This is a genomic window from Paraburkholderia phytofirmans PsJN (assembly GCF_000020125.1).
Taxonomy (GTDB): domain Bacteria; phylum Pseudomonadota; class Gammaproteobacteria; order Burkholderiales; family Burkholderiaceae; genus Paraburkholderia; species Paraburkholderia phytofirmans.
Window position 1 is genome coordinate 2196568 of sequence record NC_010676.1, and the last position, 14812, is coordinate 2211379.

Consider the following 14812-nt stretch of genomic DNA (forward strand, 5'->3'; position numbering starts at 1 on the left):
TTGCTTTGCGGCGTTGGTCGCAGCCGCTTGGCGTTGTGCGTTCGGCGTTCCGCTTTACCGCGCCGCGAAATACCCCTTCACTGTTGCGATAAACGTGTCGATATCCCCACGCGACACGTCCTTATGCGTCACGAATCGCGACGCGTACAGCATCTGCGTGAGAATGCCGCGCTCCTTGAGCCATGCTTCGAGCGGCGCGCAATGTTGCTGCGGAAACTGCGCGAACACCATGTTGGTAGCGACCGACTGCACCTTGACCTGATCGATAGCTTCCAGACCCGCCGCCAGATGCGCGGCGTGCGCGTGGTCGTCGGCGAGGCGCTCGACGTTGTGATCCAGCGCATACAGGCAAGCCGCCGCCAGCACGCCGGCCTGGCGCATGCCGCCGCCCAGCACCTTGCGCCAGCGGTGCGCCACGTCGATGAGCGCCCGGCTGCCGACCAGCACCGAACCGACCGGCGCGCCCAGTCCCTTCGAAAAACAGACCGAGACCGAATCGAACGGCTCGCACAATGCCGCAACCGGCTTGCCGGATGCCACTGCAGCGTTATAAACCCGTGCGCCGTCGAGGTGAGCCGACAGGCCGTGCTGACGCGCAAGCTGCACCGCCTCGGCGACATACCCCGCCGGCAGCACCTTGCCGCCGATGGTGTTTTCCAGCGCCAGCAGCCGCGTGCGCGCGAAATGGTTGTCGATGGGCTTGATCGCCGCGGCGATCTTCTCCAGCGGGATCGAGCCGTCCGCGGCATTTTCGAGCGGCTGCGGCTGGATGCTGCCTAGCACCGCCGCGCCACCGCCTTCATATTTATACGTGTGCGCCAACTGGCCGACGATGTATTCGTCGCCGCGCGCGCAATGGGCCATCAACGCCGCCAGATTGCTTTGCGTGCCGCTCGGGAAGAACAGGCCTGCTTCCTTGCCGGTGCGTTCGGCCAAGGTGGCCTGCAGACGCAACACGGTGGGGTCGTCGCCCCAGACGTCGTCGCCGACTTGGGCGGCCGACATGGCCGCGAGCATCGCCGGAGTCGGACGGGTTACGGTATCGCTGCGCAAATCGATCATTGTGTGTCCCTGTGCGTCTGTGAATGACAGCCTATGCCAGCCGGTCGACGCACCGCACCGCCGGTATCGACGGGCGGCAACGGCGCCGGCATTTTAGCCACACAGTATATTCAATTAACGGGGCGCTGAAATCGCGATCAAAAGAAGCTCACCCACCCGACTTGGGCAGCCACGCGAGCGGATCGACCGGCTGACCGTTCTGGCGGACCTCGAACTGGATCGACGCTACCCCGCGGCTATCCACTCCGACTTCGCCGATGGTTTGCCCCTGCGCGACCGCGTCGCCTTCCTTGACGAGCAGCGTGCTGTTCTGCCCGTAGGCGGTGATCAGCGAGTCGTCGTGCTTGATGATGATGAGCGGGCCGTACGCCTCGATACCCGTACCGGCGTACACCACGCGGCCGGTGGCGGCCGCCTTGACCGGATCGCCCGCCCGGCCGCCGATCACGATGCCGTTCGATCTACCCGGCGCGAAGGCTTTCAGCACCGGCCCACGCAGCGGCCATTGCAATACGCCCTGCTGCGGTCCGGCCGCTGCCGTGGGCGCGCCGGGCACGCCGGGCACCCCGGGCGTGGCGGAACCGTTCGGCCCGACGGCGACCGGCGGCGTCACGACGCTGCCCGAGGCCATCGGCGGAGAGACTCGCAGCACTTGTCCCGGCGTGACGGCGGCGTTGGCCGCAAGTCCGTTCCACGCGGCGATCTCCTGCGGCTTGCGGCCATATGCCGATGCAATCCCGCCGATCGTATCGCCCGGATTGACCCGGTAAAAACCGGCGGGAACCGGCACCGTGCTGAGCGTGGTCGGTCGGGAAGGTGTGCTGCTGTAAAACGGCGTGCTCTCCCACGGCATGCTCGTACAACCGCCGAATATCACGCTGAGCGCGGCCACTGCCAGCAACCGGGTCCCCGTCAATTGCCATGGTCTTGTCATTTGATTTTCCTCGACACTTTGTTCGATCAATCGGATTCAACCGATGCGGTAGCATTTGCCGTGCCGCTCGTCTCGAGGGCGTGGCAGCGGTTATCCATTATGCCGTCGTGCGTGGTGGGAACCGCGCCGGCATGGCACCAGCCGTCCGCCAGAATTCAGACGCTCCCTTCCGCCTCGACCACCAGAATGCGCGCCGCGCCGATCGGATGAGCCACATGCTCGGTGCCGACCGAAGCGTAGAACACATCACCCGTCTCCAGAATGGCCGACTGCTCGACGCCGCCTTCGCGATAACGCATCTCGACGCGGCCATCGAGCACGGCGAACACTTCCTCGCCGTCGTTGACATGCCACTTATAAGGCTGATCGGTCCAATGCAGGCGCGTCGTGATGCCGCCCATGTTGGCGATATCGAGCGCGCCCCAGGCGCGCGTCGCGGTGAAATTCTTGCTGCGAATGATCTTCATCGTCACGAGGCAGTTGAGAAAGACGGCGCCGGCATGGCGGACGATCCGTCGGGCGCGGCGGGTGGCCAGAACTCGCGCGAACCGGTTTCCGGCTGGCCCCATTATAGGTGCGCTGGGACGGCATGCTTGCCGCCGGCGGAACGCGCGGCAATTTGTGTGAGCATTGAATACACGAGGCACTCGCCTATACTCGTTCTTGCCGCCCCGACGCGCCGAAAGTAAAACGTCTGAATTCTGCGAGGGAGTTGAGAATGAACAAAGCCACATTTCTGGCCGTACAACTCAACGTCGACGATGTCGCGGCATCGCCCGGTCTGGTCGAGTTGCTGAACACGCATCTCGTATTCGCCGCCGACGTGGCCGAAGCCGCGGACGCCCTCATCCAACTGGCCAGCATTGCAGGATTGTCGAGCGGCGTGGAGGCGAGCGTCGAGATTCCCGCGCTGGCGATCGAGCGGCTGCGCGAGGCACTCGACAATCTGAGCGGCTACGATGAATCCTGGCTGCTTGCCCTCGAACCCAGCCGCGCACTGTTCGATGAAATAGGCCGCCGGCATCGCTCGTTGCATTAGGGCTGCACTGGCGGATTGGATCCGGGCAATATCCTCCGCGCCTTTTTCGGCGGCCGCCCCGCAGCGCCTTCGGTGCGCCACGTTCTTACTCACCACTCGGCCCGCCGGTTTCGCGTCGCCAATGCCGGTTCGTCCAGTCAAAACTGCGCGTTGACGAGCACGCGCCGGCACCAGCTCGGATACCGATTCGCCAACCGCGCCGTAAACGACAAACGCCGCCCGGCAACCCGGACGGCGTTTCGATTTGCTTGCCGTCCCACAGTCAGGCGGCGTTTCCCTCAGCTTCGGCGCAAATTAGTTGCCGAAGTAGACCGAGTTGCGGTCGTTGCCGGTCACCGGACGGCCAGCTTGCGAGCTGCCGGCGATCGGTGCGCCGTAACCGCTGTTCACAGCTTGAGCGGTGCCGTTTTGCGCATCGACGCGTGCTTGCGCGGCCTGGATGTTAGCCGGGTAGTTGACCTGATCGCCGATCGGGTTGTAGCCGGCCTTTTCCAGTTGAACCAGTTCAGCGCGAACTTGAGCGCGCGTAACCGGCTGATTCGATTGAGCAAACGAAGCGACAGGAGCGGCCAGAGCGGCGGCGACTACGACTGCAGAGATAAGAGCCTTCATGATGTAAACCTCCAGAACTTGTTTTGTAATTCGCTGCGGAGTAGTTGTTCCGTAGCGCTTAAGTAGAAGTTTAGGAGGGTCGACACCTAGGGGAAACCCCTAAAACGACGAAACTCTATTTCGAATTTCGCAACAGTAGCAGACGGGTTGTCTCGAAGCCGTATCTGGCTGCCGGCTTTCAGCAATAATTGACCGTCGTGAATTTGAAGCGCTTTTGCGGCCCGGCGCGCCTCGCTACAAGGGCGCGCCGGGCCGCGATTCAAACGCTCAGCTCCAGTTCGCGTGGAAGCTGCCCGGCTTGTCGATGCGCTCGAACGTATGCGCGCCGAAGAAATCGCGCTGCGCCTGCACCAGGTTTGCCGGCAGACGCTCCGAACGATACGCGTCGAAGTACGCGATCGCCGATGCGAAAGCCGGCACCGGCACGCCCGCATTGACCGCGGCCACCACGACTTCGCGCAACGCCGCCTGATAATTCTTGGCGATGTCGCGGAAATACGGATCGAGCAGCAGATTGGCGATCGCCTTGTCCTTCGTATAAGCGTCCGTAATCTTTTGCAGGAAGCGGGCGCGGATGATACAGCCGGCGCGGAAAATCTTCGCGATCGTGCCGTAATCCAGATCCCACTTGTACTCTTCCGACGCCGCGCGCAGTTGCGCGAAGCCCTGCGCGTACGAGATCACCTTGCTGAAATAGAGCGCACGGCGCACCGATTCGATGAAGGCGTCGCGCTCGACGCCGAGCGGCTTGGCCGCCGGGCCTTCCAGCACTTTGCTCGCGGCCACGCGCTGGGTTTTCAGCGACGACAGCACGCGCGCGAACACAGCCTCGGTGATCAGCGGCAGCGGCGCGCCGAGGTCGAGCGCGTTCTGGCTGGTCCACTTGCCGGTGCCCTTTTGCGCGGCGCGATCGAGAATCACGTCGACCAGATCCTTGCCGGTCTCGTCATCTTTCTTGCCGAAAATCTTCGAGGTGATTTCGATCAGGTAGCTGTCCAGCTCGCCCTGATTCCACTCGGTATAGACCTTGCCGAGTTCTTCGTTCGACAACCCGACCACCTGCTTGAGCACCGCGTAGCTTTCCGCGATCAACTGCATGTCGCCGTACTCGATGCCGTTGTGCACCATCTTCACGAAGTGGCCCGCGCCGTCCGGTCCCATGTAGGCGACGCACGGCTCGCCGTCCGGCGCCTTCGCGGCGATTTCAGTGAGGATCGGGGCCACGAGGTCGTACGCGTCGCGCTGGCCGCCCGGCATGATCGACGGACCTTTCAGCGCGCCTTCCTCACCGCCCGACACGCCCGTGCCGATAAAGTGCAGTCCGGACTTCGCGAGATCCTGATTGCGGCGGATGGTGTCGGTGAAATGCGTGTTGCCGCCGTCGATCAGAATGTCGCCCTTGTCCAGCAGTGGTTTCAACTGGTTGATGGTGGCGTCGGTGCCTTCGCCTGCTTTCACCATCAGCAGAATGCGGCGCGGCTTTTCCAGCGACTCCACGAATTCTTCCAGCGTGAAAGCCGGCACCAGCTTCTTGTCCGGATATTCGGCGATGAGTTCGTCGGTTTTCTCGCGGCTACGGTTGTACACCGACACCGCGTGGCCGCGGCTCTCGATGTTGAGCGCCAGATTGCGGCCCATGACCGCCAGCCCCACCACGCCGATTGCCTGTTTGCCCATGTGAATTCTCCAGAGTCCAAAAAATGTCGTAGCGCCGCGCCGGAAAGAACGTCGGCGCAACGTCGAGGGTGAAAGAATAAAAGAAATGCCAGCTTGCCGCTCGTTAGCGGGCAACGGGCGGCGTTTTACATCGCGGCGAACCGGCCGTTAACCGGCGGTTAACCGCATTTAGCGGGCGTCAGACTCGCGTCGCGTCCGCGCGTTTCCTGAACACCAGACTGAAATTGTTGGCGGGCATCGCGATGGGCTCCTCGCATACCAGTCCGACCGACGCGCCCAACGCCACCACCTCCTCCATGTCGCGCACACCCCATTCCGGATCGCGGCCGCGCAACTGCTGATCGAAGGCATCGTTGCTCGGAGAAGTATGCGCTCCGCCGCGTTTGTATGGGCCGTACAGGTACAGGACACCGCCGTCGACGAGACGGCGCCCCGCGCCCGCGAACAGCGCCTGCGCCGCGCTCCACGGCGAGATGTGGATCATGTTGATGCACACCACGGCGTCGAGCGTGTCAACGCCCCAGTCCGGCTGATGCACGTCGAGCGCGAGCGGCGTGCGCACGTTCGTGAGACCTTCGTGCGCGACCCACGCGGCAATCGAATCGCGCGCGCCGGCATCGGCGTCGCTCGGTTGCCAGTCGAGTCCGGGCATCGCGCGGGCGAACCAGATCGCGTGCTGGCCGGTGCCGCTCGCGATTTCGAGCACGCGGCCGTTTGCCGGCAGCGCCGCGCGCAACACCGCGAGGATCGGTTCGCGGTTGCGTTCGGCGGATGGCGAACGTTGCCGCAGCGCCAGTTGGGAATCGGTCATGGTCGGCTTTGGTTCTGCTTCGGTTTCAGTACAGGGTCGTGCGCACGCGTTCGGCGAGTTCGCGATCATAGGTCGCCGCGTCGAACTGCGCGCCATTGATACGCCGATGAATCTCGCCCGCGCTCGGCAGCCGCGAACGTTCGACGTGATGCGCCGGGTCCCACAGTTTCGAGCGCACCAACGCTTTCGACCAGTGAAAGTAGACGCTATCCACGTCGATCAGCAGCACGGTGCGCGGCAGTTTACCTTCGACGGCGAAACTGTCCAGCCATTGCGGGTCGTCGGTAATACGGCCGCGGCCGTTCACGCGCAAACTTTCGCCCACGCCGGGAATGATGAATAGCAGCGCCAGCCTCGGCTCGACGATGATATTGCGCAAACTGTCGAGCCGATTGTTGCCGAGCCGGTCCGGCAGCGCGAGTGTGCGATCGTCGACGATGCGCACGAAGCCCGGCGCGTCGCCGCGCGGCGAACAGTCGAGGCCTTCCGGGCCGGACGTGGCGAGCACGGCGAATGGGCGCGACTTCGATGAACGCACGGTAGTCCTCGTTGATATAGGCAATCTCTTTGCGCACGGCGCGCTCATGCGGTTGACCGTAGAGGGCTTCGAGCTGGGCGATCGTCGTCAACATCGGGCGTTCCTTTTTTCGGTGTGGCCGTTCAATCCAGCGCCAGCCGGCCGGCCAGCGCGGTCAGCGTCTCCGCGCAAGGCGCCGTGACTTTCAGCGACAACAGCGGATCGGCGCGCGTGCGCCCGAGATTGATCGCGACGACCGGCTTGCCCTGCTTCTGCGCCCACACGCAAAAACGATAGCCGGAATAAACCATCAGCGACGAGCCGACCACCAGCACGGCGTCAGCCACGTCGAGCGCGTGCGAGGCCGCCTCCACACGCTCCTTCGGCACGCTTTCGCCGAAGAACACCACCGCGGGTTTCAACAAGCCGCCGCAGTTCGAGCACGACGGGATGCGGAAGCCGCCGAGATCGTGCCACTCGAGATGCGCGTCGCCATCGGCGGCGGTTTCGGCGGTCACGTCGACAAGCGCGGGATTGTCCGCTTCAAGCGTCTGCTGGATCGACGCGCGCGAGTGCTGCATGCCGCAATCCAGACACGTCACACCGTCTATGCCGCCATGCAGTTCGATCACCTCTCGGCTGCCCGCGCGCTGATGCAGGCCATCCACGTTCTGCGTCACCAGCGTCGGCACGTGGCCGGCCGCTTCGAGCCGCGCCAGCGCGGTATGCGCGGCGTTGGGCTGCGCGTGCGCCACCACCGGCCAGCCGACCATGCTGCGCGCCCAGTAGCGCTGGCGCATGGCGAGCGTGCCGAGAAACTCCTGCACCGTGATGGGCGGCGAGCGCTTCCATTCGCCGTTGTCGTCGCGATAGCCGGGAATGCCGGAGTCGGTGCTGATGCCCGCGCCGGTCAGCACGAACAGCCGCGGATAACGCTGCACGAAGCGATGCAGGTCGTCCAGCGTGTGTGAGTCGGTCAGGGGTTCGAGAGGCGCGGGCTGAAGGTCGGTCATGACGGGCATGGTGAAAGGCTGCGGCGGTCGCGAGGCAACATCGGGAACGCGTTCAGCGGTGCGAACGCGGCTTGGTCTGCCGCGTTGCCGTCTGCGCTGCCGCCTTATGCTGCGCCTGCCGTACTTGCCACTCGGTCAGCGCGGCTCGATAGCGTTCGAGCGCTTCGTCGTAGAGATCGAATACACACGGACTGCAGCCGCTATGACAACAGTCGTCGAGATCGGGCTGCACGGGCGGCACCGGCTGCGGGTCGTCCTTCGGTGTGGCTCGGGGCACGGCGAATCGCGTTCCATCAAGGCGGGAAGCGAACAGTATAAGTTGATCCCGCGCCGCCTGCTGTTCGCGCGAGACCGTCAGCCCCGGCCGACGAACGGCATCTTGCTCGCCATGATCGTCATGAACTGCACGTTCACCGACAGCGGCAGTTCGGCCATGTGCAGCACGGCGTCCGCCACGTGCTGAACGTCCATCAGCGGCTCGACCGCGATCTCGCCGTTCGCCTGCGGTACGCCGCGCGCCATGCGTTCGGCCATTTCCGTCGCGGCATTGCCGATGTCGATCTGCCCGCACACGATGTCGTATTTGCGACCATCCAGCGACACGGCTTTCGTGAGTCCGGTGATAGCGTGCTTGGTGGCGGTATAGGCAATGCTGTTCGGCCGCGGCGCATGCGCCGAGATGGAACCGTTATTGATGATGCGCCCGCCGCGCGGATTCTGCGTTTTCATCAGACCGAAGGCCGCGCGCGTGCATAGAAAGACGCCAGTGAGATTGGTGTCGACCACCGAGCGCCATTCGTCGATATCGAGTTCGTCGATATCGACGGGCGAACCGTTGCGGCCCGCGTTGTTGAACAGCACGTCGAGCCGGCCGCGGCGCGCGCGGATCGTCTCGAACAACGCGCTGACGCTATCGGCGTTCGTGACGTCGCACGCCACCGCGAGCGCGTCGCCGCCGAGTTGCTGCGCTTCTCGAACGACGTCGTCGAGCGGCGCCTGACGACGGCCGGCCAGCACGACGCTATAACCGTGTTCCAGCAGCTTGAGCGCACACGCGCGGCCGATCCCGCTACCCGCGCCCGTTACCAGCGCCACCTTCTTGATTCCCGTATCCGTCACGTCACGTCCCCTCATAGTTCAGTTGATGCACGGTGCAAAGAGTCTGCACGCGAAGCACGCCGTCGCGACCGCAACGTCTTTCGGCGCGCTTTCATTATTTGCCATTCCTGCCCGCGCAAGCGTCGCGGCGCGCATCAATGGTATCGTTTGCCGTTGCGCGCCGCGCGCGCGATTCAAGCCCTTCCCAGGAAGGAGGAAGGAAGACAGGAAGCACGCTTTATGAAACAACTTTCCACGCCGCCGCATGGCGTCCACGGCGCGCCGTCACGCCGCTGGCCGCAAACCGGCTATCCCGCGATGCTCACCGCCACCGCTGCATGGCATGTCATCGTGCTGGCAGGATGGCTGATCGCGCCCGCCGCATGGCCCTGGTGGGTTGCCGCGATTTTTGTGAATCACGCCATTTTCACCGTGGCCGGCCTGTTGCCGCGCACTTCGCTGCTCGGTCCGAACTGGACCCGCCTGCCGGCCCACGCGCGCAATGCCGACGCGATCGCGCTGACCATCGACGACGGTCCCGATCCGGCCGTCACGCCGCAAGTGCTGGACCTGCTCGACACCTTCGGCGTGCGCGCCACGTTCTTCTGCATCGGCGCGATGGCGCAGCGTTATCCGGAACTCGCTCGCGACATCGTCGCGCGCGGGCATGCGCTCGAAAACCATTCGCAGGTTCACGTCCACACGTTTTCCGTGACGTTGCCGGGCGCCCTCACGCGCGAAATCGACGCGGCGCAATGCACGCTCGAAGCCCTGAGCGGCGAACGGCCAATGTTCTTCCGCGCGCCGGCCGGGCTGCGCAATATCTTTCTCGAACCAGTCTTGCGCAAGCTCGATCTGCGGCTCGCGGCATGGACTAGGCGCGGTTACGACACGCGTGAGCGCGATCCTCAGGTGGTCGCGCGGCGACTGCTGGACGGCCTCGCGCCACGCGACATTCTGCTGCTGCACGACGGCAACGCCGCCCTTACGGCCGAAGGCACGCCCTTGATCCTCGCGGTGCTGCCGCGCGTGATCGACGCGGCGCGGCAACGGCATCTGCGTTTCGTGACGCTGCGCGAAGCGCGCGTGGACAACTGACGCGCATAGCCGCGTACGTACACAGGCCACGCGGTTCGCGCGCAGTTCATCGCGGAGCAAAGAATGCGAGCACCACTACTACATGCGGAAATCCGCCGCCATGTCTTCGTCGGTGCGCGCTTCGAGTTCGCCACTGCGGCACGCCTTCAGGAACACGTCGTAATCGCGCTCCACCTGATCCGCGTAGGCCGCCGCATAACCGGTGAGCGCTTCCGCGAACTGGTCGCCACGGCCGATATACGCGCTGACTTCGATGGCCTGCCCGCTCGCCTTGGCATGCGCGCGCGCCATGATCCAGCCGCATAGCCGCGCATAGCCTTCCAGCAGATCGACGTCGAACAACTCGATGTTCGCCGAGAGCTTCATGTCGCGCAGCTGACGGAAATAGAAATGCCGCCCGAGCGGCCCCGTCGCCCAGCCGAGGAAGATATCGCTCGCGGCCTGCAGCATGCGCTGTCCCTGCACGACCCGTTCCCCCTCGTGCTTGTTGCCCTGCGACTTGTAGAACCGCGCGATCACCGAAGGCCGCGCTTCCTTCATTTGCAGGAACAGCGGCTTACCCATGTGATCGACCATCAGCACCACCATGCAGCGCGTGCCGACGCTGCCCACACCCACCACCTTGAAAACGGTATCCTGCACGGTGAAATGACTGAGCAGTTCCCGCCGGTCATGCGACATCGTCTTCAGATACTCGCCCCACATGCGCTCGAGCATCTTGCGCGAGCTGCCGGTTCTGAACGCTTCGGTCTCTTCCTTGGTGAACAGCGTGTTGGCACCGAGCACATGGAATAGCGCCGGCGGCGCGTCGCGAATCGTCCAGTGTTCGCCGTGGCGCTCCGCCATTTTCTCGAGCAGGTTTTCGTGCGTCCGGCTCGCGGCCTTTTCCATGCCGCGCCGCACGGCGCGGCGGCCTTCGGGCGTCAGCGCGGTTTCCGCCATGCGGTCGAAGGTGATGCGGTCGTACCAGAGTTCGAGCGCGCCGCATTGCGCATACTGCGACATGCGATCGCGGTATTCGGTGACCGCCGTCATCACGAGATTTTCCGCCGCGCCCCGGCTCAGGCGCATATGGCGCGCGGCGACGACGAGGCTCGCGGTCAAACGCTTCAGATCCCACTCGAACGGCCCGACCGACACCTCGTCGAAATCGTTCAGATCGAAGACGAGTTGCCGCTCGGGCGTGGCGAAACCACCGAAATTCATCAGATGGCCGTCGCCGCAGATCGGCATGGTCAGGCCGGAGTCACGCACCTGGCTGAGATCGTGCGCCTGCAGGATGGCGGTGCCGCGAAAAAACGTGAACGGCGAGACGGCCATGCGCCCATAGCGCAGCGGCACGAGGTTGTGCACCCGATCCTCGCTGCTCTGCTTGAGCAACTCGATCGGGTTGCGATGCAGTTCGCCTACCGCCTTGTGGCTCGAACGTTTCGAATGCTCGCGAGCGGCACGGCCGCGGGCCTCCCGTTCGGCGATGGTGCTGGCTTTCATGCTCTTCTCCGTTTTCCAGATCTTGAATAGCGGTTCGAGAAACTGCTTGTTCTGGCACTACGACATCCGGCAACCGACGCATGAGCCCTCACCACCGATAGCCCACGCCGCCGAAAATCACATCCGAGTCACGATCATAACGGGTCACGACGCGGTTCCATGCGAGCCGCGCGTTCCAGTGCCCGGTCAGCCGATAGGAGCCCGCAATCGTGACGAGGCCGGAGAACTTGCCGGCGCCCGGCCCCGGCGTCGCACTGTTTTCGTTCTCGTTGATCGCATAGTAGGCACCCACGCCGAGCGCCAGCGCGACCTTGTCGTTTAGGAACGCGCGGGTAGCCCACAACTGGCTCGTGAAACCGTCGCGGCGCGCCACCTTGCTGCTGCCTTCGTGAAGATAGCCGATCGTCACGTCGAGATACTTTGCAAGGCCTCGCCGGTACTCGACTGCGCCGCCGAGCGCACTCGGCGAACTGGTCGAGTTAACGATGGTCTTGCCCAGATACACCGCCACTTCGTTATTGGTGACCTTATGGGCACTGCCGCTCGCCCAATCGCGCGGGCCCGGCGAACCGGGCAAGTCGAGCTGGTAGCCGACGCCGAACATCACGCTGGTCGCATCCGGCCCGCGCTGAACGTGCACGCGATTCAACTGAAGCTGCGTGATCCACCGGTTCGATGCGTAGTACGCCCCGCGCACGCTGTACACCACGCCCCAGCCGTGGGTGTCGGAATAACTGCCGCCTTGCTCCGAGGTGGTCGTATCGAAGTAGCGATATGGGCCGACGCCTGCTTGCACGACGAACTGCGGGCTGCCGACGGGAATGCGCGCCCACAACTGGACCATCTGGCCGTCGCGATGATGATCGGGAATGTGCCCTTCGTTGAGCCACGTGAAGCTCGCGGCGAAATATTGCCCGAGGCCTTCCTGATAGTTGAAGGCCCACGTATAGGTGTTAATACTGCTCGCGCGCGAGGCGCCGCCGAATAGCGAAAATTCCTGAGCGTGACCGAGGGTGGAAATGAACAGCAGGCCGAGTCCCGTAACGCAGGCTGCCGCCTTGGGCACCAGACGGCGTCGGGCAGCAGATATCAGAGTCCGCATGCGGGATTCTTCTCCGGTTGAGTCGCTAGCGCTGCCAGTGTTCATGATCGACGGAGATTCGTGACGCGGCAAGGCGTCACACGGGATGCCGCCGGTCCAGTCTGTCCGTCATGCTAGCAGACCGAATCGGTAAAAAGGTTACGCATCGGTTTTGCGTCAGCGGCGTATTGGCTCAGGTTTTTACGCGCTCCGTGAATACAAGTTGCAATTGCAACGAATCGTGAAACGCGGGCAAATTTACCGGCACCAATTCAAAAACTAACCGATTAGTGAATTTTTTGGCGTTTCATCCGGGCTGGCACTTCAGCAACAGCGATTTCAGCCGTTTACCCATACATGCAAAGAATTTTGTGACGCACCAGAAAAGCCCTTGAAACAGGGCCTGTTCTGATCGACCGTGCGCCGCGCAAGATAATCGGAGAGAGCATGTTTGTTGCAATCGGGTGGCTTCTGGTGATCGGTTCCGTGATCGGTAGTTTTGTCGGCGTGGGTGGGCATCTGCCGGCGCTCCTTCAGCCGTTCGAACTACTCTGTATTTTTGGTGCGGCAATCGGCGCATTCGTCGTGAGTAATCCGACTTCCACGCTGAAGAAAACCATCAAGGCGATTCCGTCATGCTTTAAAGGCGGCGGCTACACCAAGGAAAAATACCTGGAGCTGATCGCGCTGCTTTATGAACTGCTTCAGAAGGCGCGCAAGGAAGGCATGATGTCGCTCGAAGCCGACGTCGGCGCGCCGGAAGAAAGCGTGATCTTCCAGAAGTATTCGCACGTGCTGGAGGATCATCATCTGCTCGACTTCATCGTCGACTATTTGCGCATGATGTCCGGCGGCAATGTGAACGTACTCGAAGTGCAGGACCTGATGGATGAGGAGCTGGCCACGCATCACGCGGAAGCGTCGGTCGCGGCCAATGCGATTCAGAAAATGGCCGACGGCCTGCCAGCCTTCGGTATTGTCGCCGCGGTCATGGGCGTCGTGCATACCATGGGTTCGGTCGGCGCACCGCCCGCCGTGCTCGGCGAGATGATCGCCGGCGCGCTGGTGGGCACGTTCCTCGGCATTCTGCTCGCGTATGGCTTCATCGGCCCGGTCGCCGACCTGCTCAATGCGAAGGGCCGCGCCGAGGCCAAGCCGTACCAGTGCGTGAAAGCGGTGCTGCTCGCGTCGCTCTCCGGCTATGCGCCGCCGATCGCTGTCGAGTTCGGCCGCAAGGTACTGTTCACCGCCGACCGTCCGAGCTTCCAGGAACTCGACGACGCTGTGCGCGCCACCAAGATGCCGAAGTCGGCCTGACGCGGAGCGCCATGATGAGCGAAAGAAGATCGCGCGCCTCGCGGGAGGAGCAGGCACCCGCGCCGGTGATCGTGCGCCGGTCGAGAAAAGGCGGCGACCACGGCGCCCATCACGGCGGCGCATGGAAGATCGCCTACGCCGATTTCGTCACCGCGATGATGGCGTTCTTCCTGCTGATGTGGCTGCTCGGCTCCACGTCGAAGTTCGACAAGCAGGGTATCGAAGATTATTTCAACACGCCGCTGTCGAGCCTGCTCGGCGGCAACGAAGGCACGACCGCCGCGCGTCCGAGCGTGGTGCAAGGCGGCGGACGCGACATCTCCGATACGCGGCCCGCGGTCGGCAAGAAAAGCCAGAGCGAACCGACACCGCCCGCCGTGACCACACCGTCGGTGGCGCCGTCCGATGCCACGCGTCTCGAACAACTGAAGGCGAAGCTCACCGCCTTGATCGAGCAAAGCCCCATATTGAAGGCGTTCAAGGATCAGATCCGCATCTCGATCACGAACGAAGGGCTGCGTATCGAGATCGTCGATTCGCAAAACCGGCCGATGTTCCCTTCCGGCAGTTCGAAGCTTCAGCCGTATGCGGTGACGATCCTCACGCAGATCGGCGCGGCCCTGAACGATGTCGACAACCGCGTTTCGATTGCCGGCCATACGGATGCCGTGCCGTACACCGCGGGCCCGGAAGGTTATTCGAACTGGGAACTGTCGTCGGAACGCGCGAACGCCGCGCGCCGCTCGCTGGTCGCGGGCGGCATGCATGGCGAAAAACTGCTACAGGTGCGTGGACTGGCCGACGTATTGCCGCTGAACAGCCAAGTCGCCGACGAGCCGACCAATCGGCGCATCAGCATTCTCGTATTGAACAAGGCCGCGGAACTCGCCTTCTTTCACGATGGCGGACGCACTGCGATCGACGAAGCCACGCCGGCAAGTTCGGCCATTCCCACCGTGATCGGGCGCTTGCAGCCGGTGACCGGTTCGCATAGCACGCCGTAGCATTTTTCGGCCGCGTGTTCGATAGATTTGGCGGGTGCGCTCGATAACGCACATTGCA

At 63.5% G+C, this 14812-nt stretch carries 15 protein-coding genes and 1 pseudogene; 4 read left to right on the forward strand and 12 right to left on the reverse strand.

Annotation, left to right across the window (positions count from 1 at the left end; genetic code table 11):
- Window positions 1-54: 54 nt before the first annotated feature.
- The 3 genes from ltaE to BPHYT_RS29610 all read right to left on the reverse strand — a co-directional run bounded on the left by ltaE (window position 55) and on the right by BPHYT_RS29610 (window position 2463).
- Window positions 55-1062 carry a low-specificity L-threonine aldolase gene (gene ltaE, locus BPHYT_RS29600; protein ID WP_012427810.1) on the reverse strand — a complete coding sequence of 336 codons (1008 nt, stop codon included), beginning with the start codon at window positions 1060-1062 and terminating at the stop codon, window positions 55-57.
- Between the two features lie 148 nt (window positions 1063-1210).
- The gene (locus BPHYT_RS29605; RefSeq protein ID WP_012427811.1) at window positions 1211-1996 is read right to left on the reverse strand and encodes a peptidoglycan DD-metalloendopeptidase family protein; all 786 of its coding nucleotides are present in this window, start codon (window positions 1994-1996) and stop codon (window positions 1211-1213) included.
- Between the two features lie 155 nt (window positions 1997-2151).
- Window positions 2152-2463: a cupin domain-containing protein gene (locus tag BPHYT_RS29610; protein ID WP_012427812.1), complete on the reverse strand. Its 312-nt coding sequence runs from the start codon at window positions 2461-2463 to the stop codon at window positions 2152-2154.
- Between the two features lie 251 nt (window positions 2464-2714).
- Here BPHYT_RS29610 and BPHYT_RS29615 point away from each other — a divergent pair, with 251 nt between their 5' ends.
- Window positions 2715-3035 carry a hypothetical protein gene (locus tag BPHYT_RS29615; protein ID WP_012427813.1) on the forward strand — a complete coding sequence of 107 codons (321 nt, stop codon included), beginning with the start codon at window positions 2715-2717 and terminating at the stop codon, window positions 3033-3035.
- A 294-nt stretch (window positions 3036-3329) separates the two neighbouring features.
- Here BPHYT_RS29615 and BPHYT_RS29620 read toward each other — a convergent pair whose 3' ends face one another.
- The 7 genes and pseudogenes from BPHYT_RS29620 to BPHYT_RS29650 form a co-directional block, all read right to left on the reverse strand.
- On the reverse strand, window positions 3330-3647 hold the full coding sequence (locus BPHYT_RS29620; protein WP_012427814.1) for a DUF4148 domain-containing protein: 318 nt from the start codon (window positions 3645-3647) through the stop codon (window positions 3330-3332).
- A 267-nt stretch (window positions 3648-3914) separates the two neighbouring features.
- Window positions 3915-5324 carry an NADP-dependent phosphogluconate dehydrogenase gene (gene gndA, locus BPHYT_RS29625; RefSeq protein ID WP_012427815.1) on the reverse strand — a complete coding sequence of 470 codons (1410 nt, stop codon included), beginning with the start codon at window positions 5322-5324 and terminating at the stop codon, window positions 3915-3917.
- A gap of 178 nt (window positions 5325-5502) precedes the next feature.
- Window positions 5503-6135 (reverse strand): DUF938 domain-containing protein, encoded by a 633-nt coding sequence (locus tag BPHYT_RS29630; protein ID WP_012427816.1) that lies wholly within the window; start codon window positions 6133-6135, stop codon window positions 5503-5505.
- A 25-nt stretch (window positions 6136-6160) separates the two neighbouring features.
- Window positions 6161-6767 (reverse strand): annotated as a pseudogene (locus BPHYT_RS29635) (pyridoxamine 5'-phosphate oxidase family protein).
- Window positions 6768-6795: 28 nt separating this feature from the next.
- Window positions 6796-7665 (reverse strand): NAD-dependent protein deacetylase, encoded by an 870-nt coding sequence (locus BPHYT_RS29640; RefSeq protein ID WP_041759737.1) that lies wholly within the window; start codon window positions 7663-7665, stop codon window positions 6796-6798.
- A 52-nt stretch (window positions 7666-7717) separates the two neighbouring features.
- Window positions 7718-7942 (reverse strand): oxidoreductase-like domain-containing protein, encoded by a 225-nt coding sequence (locus tag BPHYT_RS29645; RefSeq protein ID WP_012427818.1) that lies wholly within the window; start codon window positions 7940-7942, stop codon window positions 7718-7720.
- A 77-nt stretch (window positions 7943-8019) separates the two neighbouring features.
- Complete coding sequence (locus tag BPHYT_RS29650) at window positions 8020-8784, reverse strand: SDR family oxidoreductase (protein WP_012427819.1); 765 nt, start codon at window positions 8782-8784, stop codon at window positions 8020-8022.
- A gap of 219 nt (window positions 8785-9003) precedes the next feature.
- On the opposite strand from BPHYT_RS29650, the gene BPHYT_RS29655 reads away from it, so the two are divergent.
- The gene (locus BPHYT_RS29655; RefSeq protein ID WP_012427820.1) at window positions 9004-9861 is read left to right on the forward strand and encodes a polysaccharide deacetylase family protein; all 858 of its coding nucleotides are present in this window, start codon (window positions 9004-9006) and stop codon (window positions 9859-9861) included.
- Window positions 9862-9939: 78 nt separating this feature from the next.
- On the opposite strand, the gene BPHYT_RS29660 is transcribed toward BPHYT_RS29655, so the two are convergent.
- Window positions 9940-11352 (reverse strand): DUF2252 domain-containing protein, encoded by a 1413-nt coding sequence (locus BPHYT_RS29660; protein ID WP_012427821.1) that lies wholly within the window; start codon window positions 11350-11352, stop codon window positions 9940-9942.
- Between the two features lie 88 nt (window positions 11353-11440).
- On the reverse strand, window positions 11441-12454 hold the full coding sequence (locus tag BPHYT_RS29665) for a hypothetical protein (protein WP_012427822.1): 1014 nt from the start codon (window positions 12452-12454) through the stop codon (window positions 11441-11443).
- A gap of 426 nt (window positions 12455-12880) precedes the next feature.
- Here BPHYT_RS29665 and motA point away from each other — a divergent pair, with 426 nt between their 5' ends.
- Together motA and motB are read left to right on the forward strand one after the other, a co-directional pair.
- Window positions 12881-13750, forward strand: a complete 870-nt coding sequence (motA, locus tag BPHYT_RS29670; RefSeq protein ID WP_012427823.1) for a flagellar motor stator protein MotA — start codon at window positions 12881-12883, stop codon at window positions 13748-13750.
- Between the two features lie 14 nt (window positions 13751-13764).
- Window positions 13765-14754: a flagellar motor protein MotB gene (gene motB / locus BPHYT_RS29675; protein ID WP_012427824.1), complete on the forward strand. Its 990-nt coding sequence runs from the start codon at window positions 13765-13767 to the stop codon at window positions 14752-14754.
- Window positions 14755-14812: the final 58 nt, after the last annotated feature.